Genomic DNA, 18,342 nt, shown 5'->3' with positions numbered 1-18,342 from the left:
TTATGGAAATGACTATATTATAAGAGGATAAGGGACCCTGATTTTTTCCGATCTCGATAGTCAGTCAAGGAGGAGCTATGTCACTCGATCAGGCTAAAGCGGCAATCAACAAAATCAAGACAGACAGTTCATTTCGTGATCAGGTCATGTCCATTGTCGACGTGAGTAAGCGGATTGAGCATTTGAACAAGGCAGGATTTCAGTGTACTCTGGAGGAACTCGATCAACTCATTGCTCTTGATCTGGATGTCGCTGATCTGAAATGTGACAAGGTTGTGACTTCATGGTGTCCAACTGTGAAAAAATAGCTGAACCACAAGGTCGTTATGCTGCCGGATGGGGAGTACTTCCGGTGTTATGTGCAATGACACGGTAACCATTGTTTTCGAGCGGCATGACAGGTTTGTTCAAGAGCATTTTGCTTGTTTCAGAAGTGAGATAGATATCGTAAAATACTTCAAGGCATTGACTGAGGTGATTTTTGTAATGGGTGCAGGATTCTTCGATACTGTGCAGATTGCCATTTCTAGCATCCAACCATGTTTTCGGGCATATCTCCGAACAGACAGGCAAAAGTGAGCAATCACGGCACTCTTCATGGATATAGGGATCTGTCGCTATGGAATACATCGCCTGTATATGGGGATTTTCAACAGTTTTTTTCTGGTTGACGTTGCCGATTGTCATCGCAGGTATTCCTACATCTTCCCAGCATTTATATAACTCTCCGTAAGGTCCGCAGACGTACATATTGTTAAAATGCGCTACGCATAAACCTGTTTCGTTGTTGTGCGGAAAGAATAATGATTTGGTTGTTATATCGTGTTCGAAGTAGAGCTGGGTACAATAGTCGGTCCACTCCGATTGACGTAACCCCCATGGTTCAGGGGTTTTGAGTTTCGATGCGTGAACGCTTATTTTTTTTCCGGAATAGCGTTTGAGAATATCCTTTCTAAAAGGAACGAAGGCGTCCATGTTTGTTTTATCGATATTCACTCGGATATCGCAAGAGCCGGTAAATGATGAGTTCACGAGACGATCGATATTGCTGATGATCTTCTCATAGGTCGGTTTGCCGTTAAGCAGTTTCCTTCTCCTGTCATGCGTTTCCTGTGGTCCATCGAGGGTTATCTGAATGTTGGTGATTTTCAGGTCGTCGAGTGCATCGAGGCGTTTCTCATCGAGTAGAAAACCATTGCTGACGAGTTGTGCATTTTCGAGTTTCACCCCGGATGCGGAGATTTTTCTGGTAATCGTGTCTATGGTATCGAATGCAAGAGTAGGCTCTCCACCATACCAGATAATGCTTGTTTTGCCTGATACCGCTTTTTCCCTGATGAATGCTGTAAGGTTTTCTATAGTTTCATAACTCATAACCGCTTTGTCGAGCTGACTGTGCTCGAAGCAGTAGCTGCAATCGAAATTGCAAGCAAGCGTCGGGCAGATGGTGAGTGAAAGATCTCTCTGCCCATAGCAGTTGCAGTTCTTTTTGTACTGTTTGAGCATCAACAGTTTTTCATTTTCACCTTGTTCAACGAGGATATGTTTTTCCGTTAAGAGAGAGATGAACGGTGTGTCGAAACCGTTACCGGCTGAAGACGGTTCGCTTTCGAGCAGTTGCAGAAAACGGTAATGTGCCTCGTCAACCTGGATCAGGCAGTTAGACATGGCATTGTAGAGAAAGTATCCGAAACGTTCGGAATGGAACAAGGTGTTGTATTTTGACCAGGTCGGCATTGTCGAAAGAGGCTTGGCGTTGAGAGCTACGTTCTGTCACTTTTCCGGAGCAGCATGCCCGGGCTGAAATTCGGAATGGCCGGTTTGCCAAAAGGCAAAACTCAGTACATCAGCAAGTGTTTCGAATTGTTTGGTTTTTGTATTACCGATACCATGTCCCGACTGGAAATCAGTGTAAAACAACACAGGTTTACCTGAAACGCTCGATGCCTGCAGATGGGCGGCGAATTTCGCGGGTTGCCATGCAATCACTCTCGGATCATTGATGCCAGCTGTAACGAGAGCCGCAGGGTATGTAACCCTTTTACGAATACTCAGGTAAGGATCCATTGCTATCAACGCTTTGCACTCGACTGGATCGTTGACGGTGCCGAACTCCGGTGTGTTGACCGGTCCATTGGGTGTTTCTTCTCCTCGAAAAGGATTCATGGCTCCGACCTGAGGAATGACTGCGGCAAAAAGGTCGGGGCGCTCGGTCATGGCCTTGCCGACAAGAATGCCGCCAGCGCTTGCACTGTTGATCGCTATGTGGGAAGGGGCGGTGTATTTTTTGTCGATAACATATTCTGCGCAGCTGATCAGGTCCTGCCACGTGTTGAACTTTGTCGTTTTCATTCCTGCCTTGTGCCAAGCGTCTCCCATTTCTCCTCCTCCACGGACGTGGGCGATAGCGAGGATTCCTCCCTTGTGGGTCCACAGGAGAAACGATGGGTTGAAAAATGGTCGTAACGACTTTCCATAAGCGCCATATCCATAGAAAAGCAGAGGATTTCGGCTGTTTTTATTCAAACCTTTTTTATGAATCAGGGAAAGCGGGACTTTCACACCGTCATGTGACGGTACCATGATTTCCTGGACGACAAGATCATCGTATTCCGGATATTCAGCCGCTGAAGAAAGCGTTTCATAAACAAAGGAATTCGAGTCTTCATCGTAACGGTACCGTTTGTAATCACTACTCCATCCGGAGATGACAATCCATACATCGGGAAACCTGAAGCCTTTGGTGCTCAGATGTATGGTCCCTGCAGGAAACGGCAATGGTAATTTTTTGGCTTTTTTCCCGTCGAACTCTTTATGGAAAAACTCCACTTCGACGCCGTTTTTCGAAAGTGTGTAATATATCCCGTTACTGGTAAGGTTGAACGATGAGAGTACCGCATCGGGATGTTCCGGAATGACCGTTTCTGCTTGGCCGATGTCAGGTTGTAACAGCGAGGTTTTCAGAACTCTGAAGTTCGGGGCTTTTTCCGGAGTGTAGAGGTAAAGATCCTTTTCGGTGACAGCGAAATCGTGGATGTTGTCTTCGGGTTTGAGAAGCGGTTTCCAGGAAATTTTTCCCCTCCCAAGTTCCCATACGGGGGCATAATACACCGTAAGGCGGCGATCGACATTATGAACAAAGGCGTAAAGATGTTTGCTGTCCTTATCGTAATGAACGGAAGGTATATCCTCGGGCTTGATGTTCATTACAGGATTGGTGTCACGGGAAAAAACTTCCCTGTCAAGAGACGGATCGCTGCCGACTTCATGAAGATAGACTTTACTGTTTTTTTGTATATCGCTCTGATGCCTTCCGCTTTTCTGGAGACGATTGTAAAGAAACGCACTTCCGTCAGGCAGCCATGATGGTGATGCAAAGCGGCAGCGGTCGATTTTTTCAGGGTAAAGCCTGCCTGCTTGTACATCCATGATCAGCACGATATCGTCTTCGGAACCATCGGCTGCTACTGAAACAGCCACTTTCGAGCCGTCATCGCTGGGAGAGATGTTGCTGACGACATATTTTTTCTGACTGTTTACCGAAAAACCGGAAGGATCGAAAAGCAGGGATTCATCACCCTGGATACCTTTTCTATAATAAAGTTTTCCAGTTTCGTCCGCGGGTGTTCTTTTCAGATAAAAGTACCAGTCGTTATCCGTTATGACAAGGTTATAGACTTTTGCAGATTTTCGACTGTCGAAATCCTGCATTTTCTCAATGAGTGACGTTCTTCCGGGGATTTTTTCGATAACCGATCTTGCATATTCTGCCTGCGCTGTCAGCCATTGCCGGACAAAAGGATCCTCGAGATTTTCCATATACCGGTAAGGATCGATAACTTTTTGGCCGCAATACGATTCTTCAACTATTTTTTCAGGAGCGTTGATCGGCTTTATTGGAGTCGGTGTATCATCAGCTCTTGTTATTTGCGGGTATGCGATCCAAAAAAAAGAAAGGATAAGGAAGCGAGAGACTGCTTTTTTCATGGTCACGTAATCTCATTCGTATTTGCCTGTTGCCGGATCATGTAGGGTATAATATGCCTAAAGCAGACTGTAATCTCCTAATGAAACCCTGAAATGAGAGAATACCGCGGATCGTTCTTTTTGAAAAGAAAACTCGAAATTATCGATCAGCAGGTACAATGATGCTGTCGCTGTGGTTGAGCGGTAAGTTATCACATTTATTTTCCTTATAAGGGACTGTTTTCACTTCGAGATAAAAAGAAAACGGCCCTGATGCAAAATTGTGCCAGGGCCGTTTATTGCCGATAGGATCTTATTGGATAGGATCTTATTGTTTAATCGTTGGTTCGCCTCCATCGTTTCGTACTGCGTTCCGCTTTTCTTTCGCTGATCTTTCTTTTCAGTTCGTTTTTGAGTCGATTTGTTTTTTTGAACTGGCTTTTTTCCTTGGTGTTATTTCTGTTTTCTGCAAAGCGCTTTTCTTTACGGTCGTTGTTTTGTTTTGTCCAGCGCTTTGTTTTCACTGTTTTTTCTTTGACGACAATCTTTTTATCCGGATTCTTGCGCCATGTTTTTGTTTTTCCGGGTTCTTTGCGGATAAAGCGTTTTTCAGAATCTGTTCTGATTTTGTACGCTTTATTTCTTTCACGTTCGGACCTTATCTTGTAGACAGTTCTCTTTTCATTCTTTGACCTTACCTTATAGATCTTTTTGTTGTTATGGTCCGCGTTTCCGTCAGGTGCTTTTTTCCAGCGGTTGACAGCAGGCCGATCAGAACGGTAGTAAGCGCTGTTTCTGATACTTTTTTTCTTTTCCTTATGGATAAAATGACGATGCTTCAGCCAACGGTGCTTGTTGGACTTGCGGTATTCATGATTGCAGTATTCCCTGATTTTATGCCAACGGTGCTTTCTGATCTTGTACGGCAGTCTGTTGTGTTTGACAACGGTCCATGGTCCGTAGTAATAGTGTGAGTGGTACCAGTGTCCACTGTGGTAGACATAGTAGAAATTGTTGAAAAAGAGCAAGTCGTAGGGTGAACCTACAGAAGCGTAAAAGCCAAGTTGCGGGATGTACAACAGGTTTGGTGCATATGCCGCGTTGTAATAATAATCTCCATAGTATACCGGGTGGTATGCGATAGCACGGGGGCTTCCGAATCCGATGTGTACATTGACGTCAGCCTGGGCAGGCGCGGCTGTCTGGCAACCCATCATTGTTGCAAGAACTGCAACAAGAAACAGCTTTCCATTTTTCATAATTCGATACTCCTCTCATGTATTCATGGGTGGCAAATCTCATAGCGTTGTCGTGTGAAGCAGATTTTTCAAGTGCCTTTTACAATTGGACGATAATCGAAGGAAAACCTTGCAGACCAGGTGATCAGCTTTTGAGCTTCTGAAGGAGGAATGCCATCGACCGGCCCAGATCGAGCATGTTTTCCATCCCCTCCTTGTCATTGGTGACTTCAGCTTCGGTTCTGCCTCCGAAACCAAGGTTCCAGTAGGTTGAACCGACGATAAACATGCCGCAGATCTGGTAGAGGTGATTGATGCTGTCGTAGGCGTGTACACCACCTCCTCGTCGGAGTGAGATGACCGCAGCTCCTGCTTTGTGCCGGAAAAGTTGGCCGTTGACTCTCGAAACGAAACCGGCACGGTCGATGACCGCTTTGAGCTCCGGGGTAATATCGGCGAAATAGGTTGGCGAGGCGAGAATGATGCCGTCTGCTTCGAGCATTTTTTCAAAAAGATCGTTGAAAAGGTCGTTTTTTGTCGCACACTTCTTATCCTTGCGCTCGATACATTTGTAGCATGACAGACAACCCCGGACGATTTTCCCACCGACCTGAACAAGCTCGGTCTCGATACCTTCAGATTCAAGAGTTTCGAAAACTTTCAGGATCATTTTATGCGTGTTGCCTTCCCTGCGCGGGCTTCCGTTGATTGCGAGTACTTTCATAATTGGCGATCGATTAACGGTTAACAGTGATTATTGAATGTGGTTCATAGAGATAAAACAGTTTCGATTTTTTCCAAAGCAGCCTGCATATCGGATGGTAGGGGTGCTCTCAGAGATAATCGTTCATGAGTGGTCGGCTGGAAAAAAGTTAGACTTTCTGCATGCAGCGCTTGACGGGGGATGAGTTCCAGTAAATTTTTCACGAAAAGTTCACTTTTACTGAACGGTAGTTTGAAGATGGCTGTGCCTCCGTAGGTTTCGTCTCCGAGAATGGGTGTACGGATATGCTGCAGATGGACCCGAATCTGATGCGTTCTTCCGGTATGGAGCGTCAGTTCGACAAGAGAGAAGTAATGGAGGTTTTTCTGAACAGCGTATTCCGTGATCGCTGTTTTTCCTTCTTTTCCCTGAAACTCGTAACAGGTCATCACCTTCCTGTCTCGTATCGAGCGCCCGATATTCGTCTTGACGATTCCTTCAGGAGGATTCGGGACACCACGAACTATTGCCTGATATTTTTTTTCTACCTGCCGGTTTGCGAACTGTCTTGCGAGCCTGTTCAGGGCAGTACTGTTTTTCGCGACGATAATCAATCCCGAGGTGTTTTTATCCAGCCGGTGGACAATGCCCGGCCGGAGTTCGGATGCATCGAGCTTTTCGGCGTCGGTACCAAGATGGTAAAGGATTGCGTTTGCAAGTGTTCCTGTCCAGTTGCCGAAAGCGGGGTGAACCACCATGCCGGGAGCCTTGTTGATGACCATCAGATCTTCATCCTCATAGACGATGTCGACCGGAATGTTCTCCGGAGCAAGTTCCGGTGCCGGGGGACGGAGAAAAGTGATCTCTATGCTGTCGAGAGATTTTATTTTGTAATTGGCTTTGACTGTTTTTCCGTTTACCAGCACCCGGTGTTCCGAAATGGCCTCCTGAACCTTGTTGCGTGTGGCATTTTCAACCTGTTGCGCAAGATAGACATCGATACGCATCGGCTTCTGGGTTTGGGCGACCTGCAACGTCATTTTTTTTGGCTCCTGGCGCTCCGTGTCCTGTTCTTCCTGTTCGCTTTTTACCGGTTGATTTTGCATCTTGGGTGAGTACTGTGAAATTCTATATGGCATTATAATAATACATAACAGCGTAATTCTCATGTCAGGTAAAGGAGAAGGTAAGTCTTTTGATTTTGATGTGGTCGTTATCGGGTCAGGACCGGGAGGGTTCGAAGCGGCGATTAAGGCGGCACGTTGTGGTTTGAAGGTATGTGTTGTCGAAAAAGGTGCGATTGGTGGCGTTTGTTTGAACTGGGGGTGTATTCCAACCAAGGCGCTGCTGAGAAGTGCCGAAATTTTCCGTTTGGCCGGTGATGCCGGACCTTTTGGCCTCGAGTGTCATGATTCAACCGTCGATATGGCCCAGGCTGTGAAAAGAAGTCGAAGGGTCGTGCTGACGATGTCCAAGGGCGTTGAATATGCTATGAAGCGGAACGATATCACGGTGAAGCGAGGTGAAGGTTCATTTGCTGATGCTCATACACTTGCAATAACCCGCAACGGTGCGGTTGCCGAAACGGTGACGGCGGAAAACATCATCATTGCTGCCGGTGGTTCTGCAAGAGAGCTTCCGGGATTGGAGTTCGACGGCAAAACCATCGTCTCGAGCCGTGAAGCACTTGCAATGCAGACTGCGCCGGAAAACATGCTTATCGTAGGCGGTGGTGCGATAGGGGTGGAGATGGCATGGTATTTCAGTGCAGCGGGAAGTAAGGTTACGCTGGTGGAGCTTATGCCGGAGATTCTTCCTCTCGAAGATATAGAGGTGGGAGAGGGGCTAAGGCGTTCACTTGCCAAGGCAGGGATCGAAATTATTACTGAAGCTGCCGTGAAAAGAAGTGAAGCGACGGAAGGAGGCGTTCGTGCTGTGGTACGTCTGAGGGACGGCAGTGAACGGGTGGTGGAAGCGGAAAGTATGCTTGTCGCGGTTGGTGTTGTTCCCAACACGCGTGACCTTGCCCTTGAAAAAGTCGGAGTTGCTACAGAAAAGGGTTTTATCGAAACCGATCGGTTCTGTCGTACCAATGTAGGGAACATCTTTGCTATAGGTGATGTCAGAGGAGGGATGCTGCTTGCACACAAGGCTTCGGCTGAAGCCGGAGTTGCAGTGAAGGCTATAACGGGGAAGAGGGGTGAGCCGGTTGACGAGAGCAGAGTGCCCCGTTGTGTCTACGTTGAGCCGTCGGTGGCATGTGTGGGATATACCGAAAAAACGGCCATTGATGCAGGTTTTCGGGTAAAGGTCGGACATGCTTTTTTTGCAGCCTCGGGAAAAGCAAGTGCATACGGAGTGAGGGAGGGTTTTGTGAAACTGGTTTTCAATGCGGACAACGGAGAACTGCTTGGCGGTCATGTGCTGGGCCATGGAGCGGTGGAGCTGATAGGAGAGTTGTCACTTGCCCGAAGCCTGGGTGTGACGGCGGGACAGCTTGCTGATGTGATTCATGCTCATCCGACACTTTCAGAATCTATAAAAGAAGCGGCTGAAAATGCCTTGGAGCAATAAATCCTGAAGCCGGAATCCTGGATTTCGGGAGTCTTTTTTTGTCATTTGACCTTTGCTGTTTGACTTAACATGCGCCTTTTTTTTAAAGCATTTTCTATTCTCTTGTTAAAACCATAAATTCATGGTTTAATTGTAAACGTCTTCAATTAAGTAAGCCTTTTCCCGCAGTGGTAAACGCAAAGGGTTGGGGTGTTTAACCAAATCATCAATTATGACTCAGACTGCTTCAGCTGCAAACAACACAGCAAGTACGAAAGCAAAGGAAGGTTCGGTTGCCAAAAAAGCTTCCGGCCCAAAGAAAGCGAGAACCAAAAAGAAGCAAGGACAGGCTTATCCTTTTACGGCGATCGTCGGTCAGGAAGAAATGAAACTCAGCTTGATTCTGAATATCATCGATCCGAGGATTGGTGGAGTGCTTGTCATGGGCCACAGGGGGACTGGAAAAAGTACGACTGTTCGGGCGCTTGCAGAGGTGTTGCCGATGATTGAACGGGTCAAGGATGATGTTTACAACCGCAATGTTAACGAGTATATCGAAGCTGAAAAGCCTCAGAAAGGAAGAAAAACTCTTGCTCCGGAAGATCTGACTATCGAGGACATCCCGGTTCCGGTCGTCGATCTTCCGCTTGGTGCCACTGAAGACCGTGTTTGTGGTACCATCGATATAGAACAGGCTCTGACCAGCGGTGTAAAAGCTTTCGAGCCAGGCCTGCTTGCCCAGTCCAACCGGGGCTTTCTCTACATTGACGAGGTAAACCTGCTCGATGATCATCTTGTCGATGTTCTGCTTGACGTGGCAGCAAGCGGAAGAAACGTGGTCGAACGTGAAGGTATCAGTATCCGGCACCCTGCACGTTTCGTGCTTGTAGGTTCCGGTAACCCTGAAGAAGGTGAGCTGAGGCCTCAGCTCCTCGATCGCTTCGGTCTCCATGCAAGGATTATCACCATTACCGATGTCGCAAAAAGGGTGGATATTGTCAAAAGGCGTCATGAATATGATGAAGATCCCCAGGCATTCCTGAAAAAATGGACACGTGAGCAGAAAAAACTGCAGAAGAAAATTCTCGGTGCAAAAGATCTGCTGCCTGAAGTCACCATGTCCGACGAGGTGTTGACGGATGTCGCAAAACTGTGTATGCAGCTTGGTATCGACGGCCATCGCGGTGAATTGACTATTACAAGAACCGCTCATGCTTTTGCGGCATTCAGCGGTGACAAAGAGGTGACTATGGACCATGTTCGCGCAATAGCCGGACTTGCGTTGCGTCACCGTCTGCGTAAAGATCCGCTTGAAACGATGGATCCGGGTGAAAAAATCGAACGTGAACTTGCAAAAGTGCTTGGAGAAGTAGAAGAAGTATAATGATAGCTTTTACCGATATTGTAGGTATGGATATGGCCAAACAGGCGCTGATGCTCCTTGCGGTCGATCCATCTCTCGGCGGGGTAGTGGTCCCTGCAGCTGTAGGGTCGGGCAAGTCGACGCTTGCAAGGTCTTTTGCAGATATTCTTCCCGAAGAAACTCCCTTTGTAGAACTTCCTCTTAACGTCACGGAAGATCGTTTGATCGGCGGTGTCGATCTCGAAGCGACACTGGCCCAGGGCGAACGAGTCGTGCAACACGGTGTGTTGTCGAAAGCTCACGGTGGAGTGCTTTATGTCGATTCTCTGAGCCTTCTCGACAGTTCCGCCATATCGCATATCATGGATGCGATGTCAAGAGGCGCAGTGCTTGTCGAGCGAGAAGGGCTCAGTGAGGTACACCCATCGAAATTCATGTTGATCGGCACATACGACCCTTCAGACGGAGAGGTTCGTATGGGTCTGCTCGACCGGATCGGCATGATTGTGCCATTCAATACGCAAAACGATTACAGGGCGCGAAAGCTGATCGTCAAATGTGTTCTCGGGGAAAACGGCAACGAGGATACTGAAGATGAGCTGAAAATGCTCATGGGTCTTATTCAGGCGGCAAAAGAACAGTTACCGCTCGTTTCTATGACACGTGAGCAGATGCAGGGGCTTATTCAGTCGGCAGTTAGCTTGGGAGTCGAAGGTAATCGTGCGGATATTTTTGCTATCAGGGCTGCAAAAGCGAGCGCTGCTCTCGCCCAGCGCACCGACGTTGACGAGGATGACCTGAAACTTGCCTTGAAACTGGTGCTGGTGCCCCGTGCAACGCGTATGCCTGAACCGGAGGAGGAAGTTATGGACGAAATGCCTCCTGATGAAGAGATGCCGCCTGACACACCTGAGTCTGAAGAGCAGGATGCTCCTGAAGACAGTTCCGAGCCTGATTCCAATGAAGAAGAGGAGCAGGAGGAAACTCCAGATATGATCGAAGAGCTCATGATGGAGGCTGTCGAGACCGAGCTTCCAGACAACATCATGAATATTTCCCTCGCTGCGAAAAGGAAGAGCAAGTCCGGCAGCCGCGGTGAAGCGTTGAACAATCGGCGAGGCCGTTTTGTACGTTCTCAGGAAGGTGAAATGCGCAGCGGCAAGGTTGCGATTATACCAACCTTGATTTCTGCTGCACCCTGGCAGGAGAGTCGTAAGCAGGAGCGGAAAAAGAAGTACGGCAAAGTCAATACCGCATTGGTGATCAACAAGGAAGATGTCAGGATAAAAAAGTTTCGTGACAAGTCCGGCACTCTTTATGTTTTCATGGTCGATGCGTCCGGTTCGATGGCATTGAACCGCATGCGGCAGGCAAAAGGCGCGGTATCCCATCTCTTGCAGAATGCCTATGTGCATCGTGACCAGGTTTCATTGATTTCTTTCAGAGGAAAAGAGGCGCAGCTTCTGCTTCCACCGTCACAGAGCGTAGACCGGGCAAAACGTGAGCTCGATGTTCTTCCAACAGGCGGAGGAACGCCATTGGCTTCGGCGCTCTTTCTCGGTTTGGAGACCGCGAAACAGGCTCGCACCAAAGGTGTCTCTCAAATCATGTTTGTATTGATCACGGATGGAAGAGGCAATATCAGTCTTCAGTCTTTGTATGATCAGGATGCTCCCAAAGCAACGAAGGAAGAAGTTGAGAACGAGATCGAAGGTCTTGCAGCGACGGTTTTCGCTGAAGGTATCGCTTCGGTGGTGATCGATACTCAGATGAATTATCTCTCGAGAGGTGAAGCACCAAAACTGGCAGAAAAACTTGGAGGCCGATATTTCTATTTACCGAATGCAAAGGCTGAAGAGATTGCTATGGCAGCACTCAGCTGAACGATGCTCTTGACGGTTTCAGAAGCCTCCTCGCTCGATGTGAGCAGGGGAGGTTTTTTTATTTTCTACCATATTTTTACGTATTATCATATACTTTCTATGATCTGATCGATCCGGGTCGATACAGTGGTTTGAAAGTATCCGTAATATTATTATCCGCTTAAGCAGTTGCAGTTATGGCACAGCTTCGTAAAATCGCCGCTATTGTCGGGCTCGAGCAATACAACACCAACCTCTGGAAAAAAATTATCGGTCTACTCGGTGGTGAAGCCGAGCTTACCCAATGGACCGACGTCGATCTTGAGAAACAGAACCCGGAAGCAGCAAAAGCTATTTCGGAGGCGGACTGTGTTTTCATGAGCATGATCCAGTTCAAGGAACAGGTGGACTGGTTCAAAGAACAGCTCGTCGGGGCTTTGAATCAGGAGAAGACGATCTTTGTCTTTGAATCGATGCCGGAGGCGATGGCTTTGACGAAGGTAGGTAATTACGCTGTGGAGGAAGGTAAGGGAGGGATGCCTGAATCGGTCAAGAAAGTCGCCAAAATGCTCGTGAAAGGACGTGATGAAGATGCCCTTTACGGCTATATGAAGCTGATGAAAATCATGCGTACGATACTGCCTCTCGTACCGAAAAAGGCAAAAGACTTCAAAAACTGGTTACTTGTCTACTCCTATTGGATGCAGCCGACGCCGGAGAACATCGCAAACATGTTTCGGTTGATTCTCAGGGAGTATTGCGGTGAACCTCTCACTGTCGGAGCTATTGTCGACGTTCCGAACATGGGCCTCTACCATCCTGATGCGCCTGCATATTTCAAGGATGTAAAATCTTTCAAAAGCTGGTCTAAAAAACAGGGAAGAAACTTCAACAAAGGCCAGAAGGTCGGTCTTCTTTTTTTCCGCAAACATCTCCTGCAGGAGAAAACCTATATCGACGACACAATCCGCGGTTTTGAAGAAAAGGGGATCAATGCGCTGCCGGCATTTGTCATGGGAGTTGAAGGCCATGTACTCGTCAGGGATTGGTTCGTGAAGGAAAAGATCGATCTTCTGGTGAACATGATGGGGTTCGGTCTTGTAGGAGGACCGGCAGGATCGACGAAACCGGGGATTGCTGCAGAAGCCCGCGACGAGATCATGGGAAAACTCGATACTCCGTATATTGTTTCTCAGCCTTTATTGGTACAGGACTTCGAATCATGGCATGAACTCGGGGTTTCTCCCATGCAGGTTACCTTTACCTACTCCATTCCCGAGATGGACGGAGCGGTTTGCCCTATAGTGCTCGGAGCGTTGAAAGACGGAAAAATAGAGACGGTGCCCGAAAGGATAGACCGCTTGACGGGGCTTTCCAAACAGTGGCTTCGCCTGAGAGAGGCTTCCAACAGAGAAAAGAACGTTGCGTTCGTCGTCTATGATTATCCTCCTGGACTGGGGAAAAAAGCCAGTGCGGCGCTGCTTGACGTTCCGAAATCACTGCTTGCTATTCTGAACCGGCTCAAAAAAGAAGGGTACACAACCGGCGAATTACCAAAAAATCCTGAGGAACTTTTCAAAGCGCTCGACAAGGCGACCGATTATCAGTATCAAAACGGTAAACCAGATGCCTTGAAGATTGATTTGGAGCGGTACCGGGAAATCACTTCTTCCCGGGAGCGTGAGCGAATCGAGGAGCGGTGGCAGAGTTTCCCCGGAGAAATAGTTCCGATCGGAACCGAAGAGGTGTTTGTCGGGGGGATACGGTACGGAAACATTTTTATCGGTGTTCAGCCACGCCTCGGGGTTCAGGGTGACCCGATGAGGTTGCTTTTCGATAAATCCAATACACCGCATCATCAGTATATCTCTTTCTACCGATGGATAAGCCGTGAATTCAACGCCCATGCACTTGTTCATGTCGGCATGCATGGTTCGGTCGAATGGATGCCCGGGCTTCAGACCGGTTTGACAGGCGATTGTTGGCCAGACGCTCTTTTGGGAGAGGTACCCCATTGTTACATCTACCCTATCAACAACCCGAGCGAATCTTCCATTGCGAAGCGGAGAGGTCTGGCTACGATGGTCTCACATGTGGTGCCGCCGCTTTCACGGGCAGGTCTGTACAAGGAGCTGCCAGCGCTCAAGGATATGCTTGCCGATTGCCGGGAAAAGGGACTCGACAGGTTGCATGAGGATGAAGAGCTCGAAGAGGCAGTCATGCAGAAAGCCGAGCTGCTCAATCTGACAGACGATTGCCCACGCAGGGAAGCCGAGACGTTTATAGACTATGTCAGCCGACTCTACGGTTATGTGCTCGAGCTTGAAAACCGTCTGATTACCAACTCTCTCCATGTGTTCGGCGAGTCGAGTCCACTCGACTCACAACTCGTCACAATTGCTGAAACGCTGAAAAACAGGGGGAAAAACGGAAAAAGTTTGCCTGGAATGTTCATGGAGTATTCCGGTACAAACGGTCATTACACAAGCTATGAGGACCTCGCAAAACGTTCGAGAGCCGGAGAAAGTGATGCGATAGCGTTACGTGAAACGGTCGATAATGCATGTAGGGACTTTATACAACAGGTGCTTTTCGACCGTCAGGCTCCGGCGGACGTTTTCAAAGAAATCTGCAGTGGGCGAAATCTTCCTGTGGAGTATATGGAGATGGTTGACGGCCTTACTCGAGAAGGAGCGCAACTCTTGCATGCATTGGGTGACAATCATGGGGAGATGGATGCTCTCGTCAAAGTTCTTGATGGAGGATACATTTCTTCAGGACCGGGAGGCGACCTCGTAAGAGACGGGGTTAATGTTCTTCCTTCGGGGCGGAACATTCATTCGATAGATCCCTGGCGGATTCCTTCCGAATTGGCTTTCAAGCGGGGAACCAGAATCGCCGATATGCTTGTCCAGAAGCATGTCGAGGAGAATAACGGTCAGTACCCTGAAACAATTGCTCAAGTGCTCTGGGGTCTGGATACCATCAAAACAAAAGGAGAAGCGGTTGCGGTTGTCATACGGCTGATGGGAGCTGAACCGGCGTACGATAACTTCGGCAAGATCAGTCACTATCAGCTTGTTTCGCTCGAAAAACTCGGTCGTCCAAGGATCGATGTGCTCATGCAGCTGAGCCCCATTTTCAGAGATGCTTTCGGAAATCTCATGGACCAGCTCGACCGCTTGATACAGGATGCGGCGAAAGCGGACGAACCTCATCACATGAATTATATCAAAAAACATGTCGATGAAGCTCTTGCGGAGGGAGCCGATTTTGAAAGCGCTACCTCGCGTCAGTTCACCCAGGCTCCCGGTTCATACGGTACCTATGTGGACGACATGGTTGAAGATTCCGCATGGGAAAATGACGACGATCTCGATGAGTTGTTCATCCGTCGCAACAGCAGTGCTTACGGCGGCAATAGAAAAGGTGAAAAGCAGACGGAGATCCTGAAAGGACTTTTTAAAACCGTCGATCGTGTCGTCCATCAGGTAGATTCAACCGAGTTCGGCATCTCTGACATCGATCACTATTTTTCATCATCCGGCTCACTACAGCTCGCGGCTCGCAAACGTAACAGCCGTATGAACGATGTGAAGCTGAATTATGTAGAATCCTTTACTTCGGATATCAAGGTAGACGATGCAAGCAAGTCGCTCAGGCTCGAGTACCGTTCGAAGCTGCTCAACCCGAAATGGTTTGAAGGTATGCTCAAGCACGGGCACAGCGGTGCTACGGAAATTAGCAACAGGGTTACTTATATGCTTGGTTGGGATGCTGTAACCAAAAGTGTTGACGACTGGGTGTATAAGAAAACCGCCGAAACCTATGCCCTCGATCCTGAAATGCGGGAACGGCTGGCCAAGGTTAATCCCCAGGCAATCAAGAACATTGTCGGACGAATGCTCGAAGCGCATGGCAGGGGAATGTGGACTGCGGATCAGGAAACCATCGAAGAGCTTCAGGAGATATATGCCGATCTTGAAGACCGTCTCGAAGGAATGCATGAAGAGGAGTAAAGGGAAATGTTGAACTGTTGATGTGTTGAATTGTAGAGGCGGACCTTTGTGTCCGCCTTATTTTATGGCTGGATGGCAAGAGACAGGAATGGAGTAACGCACTTCGTGCACAGAAGTAGGGAAAGAGGGTTGGCAGTCTTCAGTAGGCAGAGATTTATAGGGGCGAAAAATTTTTCGCCCTTACTGAAACAACTCAACGATTCAACACATCAACAAGCGGTCTTGATTTACGATACCGAATAATTCGGGGCTTCCTTGGTGATCATGACATCATGTGGGTGGCTTTCCCTCAGTCCAGCCTGAGTTATACGTATGAAGGTGGTGTTGTGCTTCATTTCATCCGTAGAATTGACACCGCAGTATCCCATAGACGACTTCAATCCTCCGATAAGCTGATAAATAACCTCTTCGAGTGCACCTTTGGCCGGTATTCTGCCTTCGATGCCTTCCGGAACATATTTTTTGCTTTCACTTGAAGCATCCTGGAAATACCGGTCACTACTGCCTTCCGGTTCAGACATCGCTCCGAGGGAGCCCATTCCCCTGTAAGCCTTGAAACGTCTTCCTTCATAGAGAATCGTTTCTCCCGGGCTCTCGTCTGTTCCGGCAAAAATGCTGCCTATCATGACCGAGTCGGCACCTGCTGCAATGGCCTTTGCAATGTCACCGCTATATTTGATACCGCCATCAGCGATGATCGGGGTACCGGTTTTGGAGGCTTCAGCGGTGCAGTTCATGATTGCTGTGAGTTGAGGCATGCCGACACCGGCAACGACTCTGGTCGTGCAGATGCTTCCTGGGCCGATACCTACTTTGACTGCGTCGGCACCTGCCGAAACAAGATCCCGGACTGCTTCGGCAGTTGCAACGTTCCCGGCAACAACCTGAAGATCGGGATAGCTTTTCTTAATGGTTTTTACCATATCGCCAACAGCTTTGCTGTGGCCGTGCGCCGTGTCGACCGCAACGACATCGACGCCGGCCTCGATGAGCGCGGAAACACGATCGATCGTGTTGGAGCGTATACCTACCGCTGCGCCGACACGAAGTCTGCCATGCTTGTCTTTGCTGGCATCCGGGTAGAGTTTTCTTTTTTGAATATCCTTGAATGTTATCAAACCTTTCAGGTTCCCTTTCCGGTCGGTAATCAGGAGTTTTTCAATCTTGTTCGACAACAGTATTTCTTCTGCATCTTCAAGATTTATATCCTCTTCGGCAGTGATGAGGTTTTCGCTGGTCATGATGCTTGAAATCGGCTGCTCCGGTGAAGGCCTGAATCTCAAGTCGCGGTTCGTGATGATTCCCTTGAGTTTCATTGATGCGTCATCCGAGCTGACAGGTTCTTCGATAATCGGAATGCCGGAAATCGAATGCTTTTTCATCAAGTCGAGAGCATCCTGTACAGAGGCGTTTTCATACAGGGTGAACGGATCACGAATAATTCCGCTTTCATAACGCTTTACCCTTGCAACCTCACGTGCTTGCTCCTCGATCGTAAGGTTCTTGTGGATAAAACCTATACCTCCGGACCTGGCGAGAGCGATAGCGAGTTCCGATTCCGTAACGGTATCCATTGCTGCGCTGACCAGGGGAATATTCAGTTGAATCTCTTTCGTAAGAGAAGTTTTTACACTTGTTTCCTTGGGAAGAACTTCCGAATAAGCCGGTACGAGCAAAACATCATCGAACGTGAGCGCTTCGTAGAGTATTTTTGTCATGCAATAAACGGGTTATGTCATTTGGGTTAAAGCAAGTTTTGCCAATTTACGAAAGTGACTGCTCAAAGACAATTGGAAGAAGGCGTCGAGAAGGAAATATTTGCTTTAACGTCTTCTCTTGCTTTTAAAAAAGTAAAATACATTGTACATTACTTGCCCTAAAAATTGGAGAGGTCGCATAGTGGTCTAGTGCGCTCGCCTGGAAAGCGGGTAAGGTTAACAGCCTTCGAGGGTTCGAATCCCTCCCTCTCCGCATAAAATAGAATGACCCGGCTTGACCGGGTCATTCTATTTTACACTGAGGGAGGGATCGAGCCCGATCAGAGGGTTCGACCAGCGGCCCATGCCGCTGGGATTGACCTTTAGGTCAACCCGAAGGGGGAAACGCAAAGCGTTTCATCAATCCCTCCCTCTCCGCTAAGGCAATTAATTTTGCTAAAGCAACGCATTTTTAGAAAGCGCTAGAGTTGGGAATACCTCATGGGAGGGAAGATTAGCCGTTTACGGCTAACCTGAAAGGTGAGAAGCGTAAGCTACGAATCAATCCCTCCCTCTCCGCTAAGGCAATTGATTTTGCTGAAGCAACGTGTTTTTTGAAAGCAACTGATACTGTTTACGTTACGGTTTTTAGAAGGCATTGTGTGGGCTTAGTCAATTGAATGAAAGGTGAGAAGTGAAGCATCGAATCAACCCCGACCGTTGTCGCCGACTTGCTGAAAAATTTAGTGCCGTGAACTGCCGTTTTTTGATTCTTCTACTTTTTTCGATTTCAAACTATTGTTTTTGACTTTTTCCACTCATTGATTATCTTATGTGCCCTGCGGAACAGTTCTTTACATATTATGAGGAGGATTAGCATAATTGGTAATGCAGCAGTCTTGAAAACTGCCGGCTTCACGGCCTTGGGGGTTCGAGTCCCT

At 48.1% G+C, this 18,342-nt stretch carries 11 protein-coding genes and 1 tRNA gene; 6 read left to right on the top strand and 6 right to left on the bottom strand.

What is annotated here, in order from left to right:
• Window positions 1–77: 77 nt before the first annotated feature.
• Complete coding sequence (locus QZ209_RS01955; RefSeq protein ID WP_294344179.1) at window positions 78–308, top strand: Nif11-like leader peptide family RiPP precursor; 231 nt, start codon at window positions 78–80, stop codon at window positions 306–308.
• Window positions 309–324: 16 nt separating this feature from the next.
• Here the strand turns inward: QZ209_RS01955 and QZ209_RS01950 are convergent, their stop codons facing one another.
• The 5 genes from QZ209_RS01950 to QZ209_RS01930 form a co-directional block, all read right to left on the bottom strand.
• Complete coding sequence (locus tag QZ209_RS01950; protein ID WP_294344176.1) at window positions 325–1,737, bottom strand: radical SAM protein; 1,413 nt, start codon at window positions 1,735–1,737, stop codon at window positions 325–327.
• Between the two features lie 36 nt (window positions 1,738–1,773).
• Window positions 1,774–3,987, bottom strand: a complete 2,214-nt coding sequence (locus QZ209_RS01945) for a prolyl oligopeptidase family serine peptidase (protein ID WP_294344174.1) — start codon at window positions 3,985–3,987, stop codon at window positions 1,774–1,776.
• A gap of 314 nt (window positions 3,988–4,301) precedes the next feature.
• On the bottom strand, window positions 4,302–5,225 hold the full coding sequence (locus QZ209_RS01940) for a hypothetical protein (protein WP_294344172.1): 924 nt from the start codon (window positions 5,223–5,225) through the stop codon (window positions 4,302–4,304).
• Window positions 5,226–5,349: 124 nt separating this feature from the next.
• The gene (locus tag QZ209_RS01935; protein ID WP_294344170.1) at window positions 5,350–5,928 is read right to left on the bottom strand and encodes a flavodoxin family protein; all 579 of its coding nucleotides are present in this window, start codon (window positions 5,926–5,928) and stop codon (window positions 5,350–5,352) included.
• A gap of 44 nt (window positions 5,929–5,972) precedes the next feature.
• Window positions 5,973–7,013: an RluA family pseudouridine synthase gene (locus QZ209_RS01930; protein WP_294344168.1), complete on the bottom strand. Its 1,041-nt coding sequence runs from the start codon at window positions 7,011–7,013 to the stop codon at window positions 5,973–5,975.
• Between the two features lie 61 nt (window positions 7,014–7,074).
• On the opposite strand from QZ209_RS01930, the gene lpdA reads away from it, so the two are divergent.
• From lpdA to bchH, 4 genes are all read left to right on the top strand, one after another.
• Window positions 7,075–8,481 carry a dihydrolipoyl dehydrogenase gene (gene lpdA, locus QZ209_RS01925; RefSeq protein ID WP_294344165.1) on the top strand — a complete coding sequence of 469 codons (1,407 nt, stop codon included), beginning with the start codon at window positions 7,075–7,077 and terminating at the stop codon, window positions 8,479–8,481.
• A gap of 211 nt (window positions 8,482–8,692) precedes the next feature.
• A complete protein-coding gene (gene bchI / locus QZ209_RS01920) occupies window positions 8,693–9,844 on the top strand; it encodes a magnesium chelatase ATPase subunit I (RefSeq protein ID WP_294344160.1) in 1,152 nt (383 codons plus the stop codon).
• Window positions 9,844–11,706 (top strand): magnesium chelatase ATPase subunit D, encoded by a 1,863-nt coding sequence (bchD, locus tag QZ209_RS01915; protein WP_294344159.1) that lies wholly within the window; start codon window positions 9,844–9,846, stop codon window positions 11,704–11,706. The genes bchI and bchD overlap by 1 nt, the downstream gene beginning before the upstream one ends.
• 176 nt (window positions 11,707–11,882) lie before the next feature.
• Entirely contained in the window at window positions 11,883–15,704 is a 3,822-nt protein-coding gene (bchH, locus tag QZ209_RS01910) for a magnesium chelatase subunit H (RefSeq protein ID WP_294344158.1), read from the top strand.
• 227 nt (window positions 15,705–15,931) lie between these two features.
• Here the strand turns inward: bchH and guaB are convergent, their stop codons facing one another.
• Window positions 15,932–17,422, bottom strand: a complete 1,491-nt coding sequence (gene guaB / locus QZ209_RS01905) for an IMP dehydrogenase (RefSeq protein ID WP_294344156.1) — start codon at window positions 17,420–17,422, stop codon at window positions 15,932–15,934.
• A gap of 167 nt (window positions 17,423–17,589) precedes the next feature.
• Here guaB and QZ209_RS01900 point away from each other — a divergent pair.
• Window positions 17,590–17,675: transfer RNA gene (locus QZ209_RS01900), tRNA-Ser, on the top strand.
• The last annotated feature ends 667 nt before the right edge of the window (window positions 17,676–18,342 follow it).

The organism is Prosthecochloris sp. (assembly GCA_015482705.2).
GTDB lineage: Bacteria > Bacteroidota > Chlorobiia > Chlorobiales > Chlorobiaceae > Prosthecochloris.
This window is presented reverse-complemented; position numbering and strand designations above follow the sequence as displayed.

What these genes read in the sequence shown, in the direction of transcription:
- QZ209_RS01955 (WP_294344179.1), top strand. Translation starts at nt 78, where the DNA reads ATGTCACTCGATCAGGCTAAAGCGGCAATCAACAAAATCAAGACAGAC.
- QZ209_RS01950 (WP_294344176.1), bottom strand. Translation starts at nt 1,737, where the DNA reads ATGCCGACCTGGTCAAAATACAACACCTTGTTCCATTCCGAACGTTTC.
- QZ209_RS01945 (WP_294344174.1), bottom strand. Translation starts at nt 3,987, where the DNA reads ATGAAAAAAGCAGTCTCTCGCTTCCTTATCCTTTCTTTTTTTTGGATC.
- QZ209_RS01940 (WP_294344172.1), bottom strand. Translation starts at nt 5,225, where the DNA reads ATGAAAAATGGAAAGCTGTTTCTTGTTGCAGTTCTTGCAACAATGATG.
- QZ209_RS01935 (WP_294344170.1), bottom strand. Translation starts at nt 5,928, where the DNA reads ATGAAAGTACTCGCAATCAACGGAAGCCCGCGCAGGGAAGGCAACACG.
- QZ209_RS01930 (WP_294344168.1), bottom strand. Translation starts at nt 7,013, where the DNA reads ATGCAAAATCAACCGGTAAAAAGCGAACAGGAAGAACAGGACACGGAG.
- lpdA (WP_294344165.1), top strand. Translation starts at nt 7,075, where the DNA reads ATGTCAGGTAAAGGAGAAGGTAAGTCTTTTGATTTTGATGTGGTCGTT.
- bchI (WP_294344160.1), top strand. Translation starts at nt 8,693, where the DNA reads ATGACTCAGACTGCTTCAGCTGCAAACAACACAGCAAGTACGAAAGCA.
- bchD (WP_294344159.1), top strand. Translation starts at nt 9,844, where the DNA reads ATGATAGCTTTTACCGATATTGTAGGTATGGATATGGCCAAACAGGCG.
- bchH (WP_294344158.1), top strand. Translation starts at nt 11,883, where the DNA reads ATGGCACAGCTTCGTAAAATCGCCGCTATTGTCGGGCTCGAGCAATAC.
- guaB (WP_294344156.1), bottom strand. Translation starts at nt 17,422, where the DNA reads ATGACAAAAATACTCTACGAAGCGCTCACGTTCGATGATGTTTTGCTC.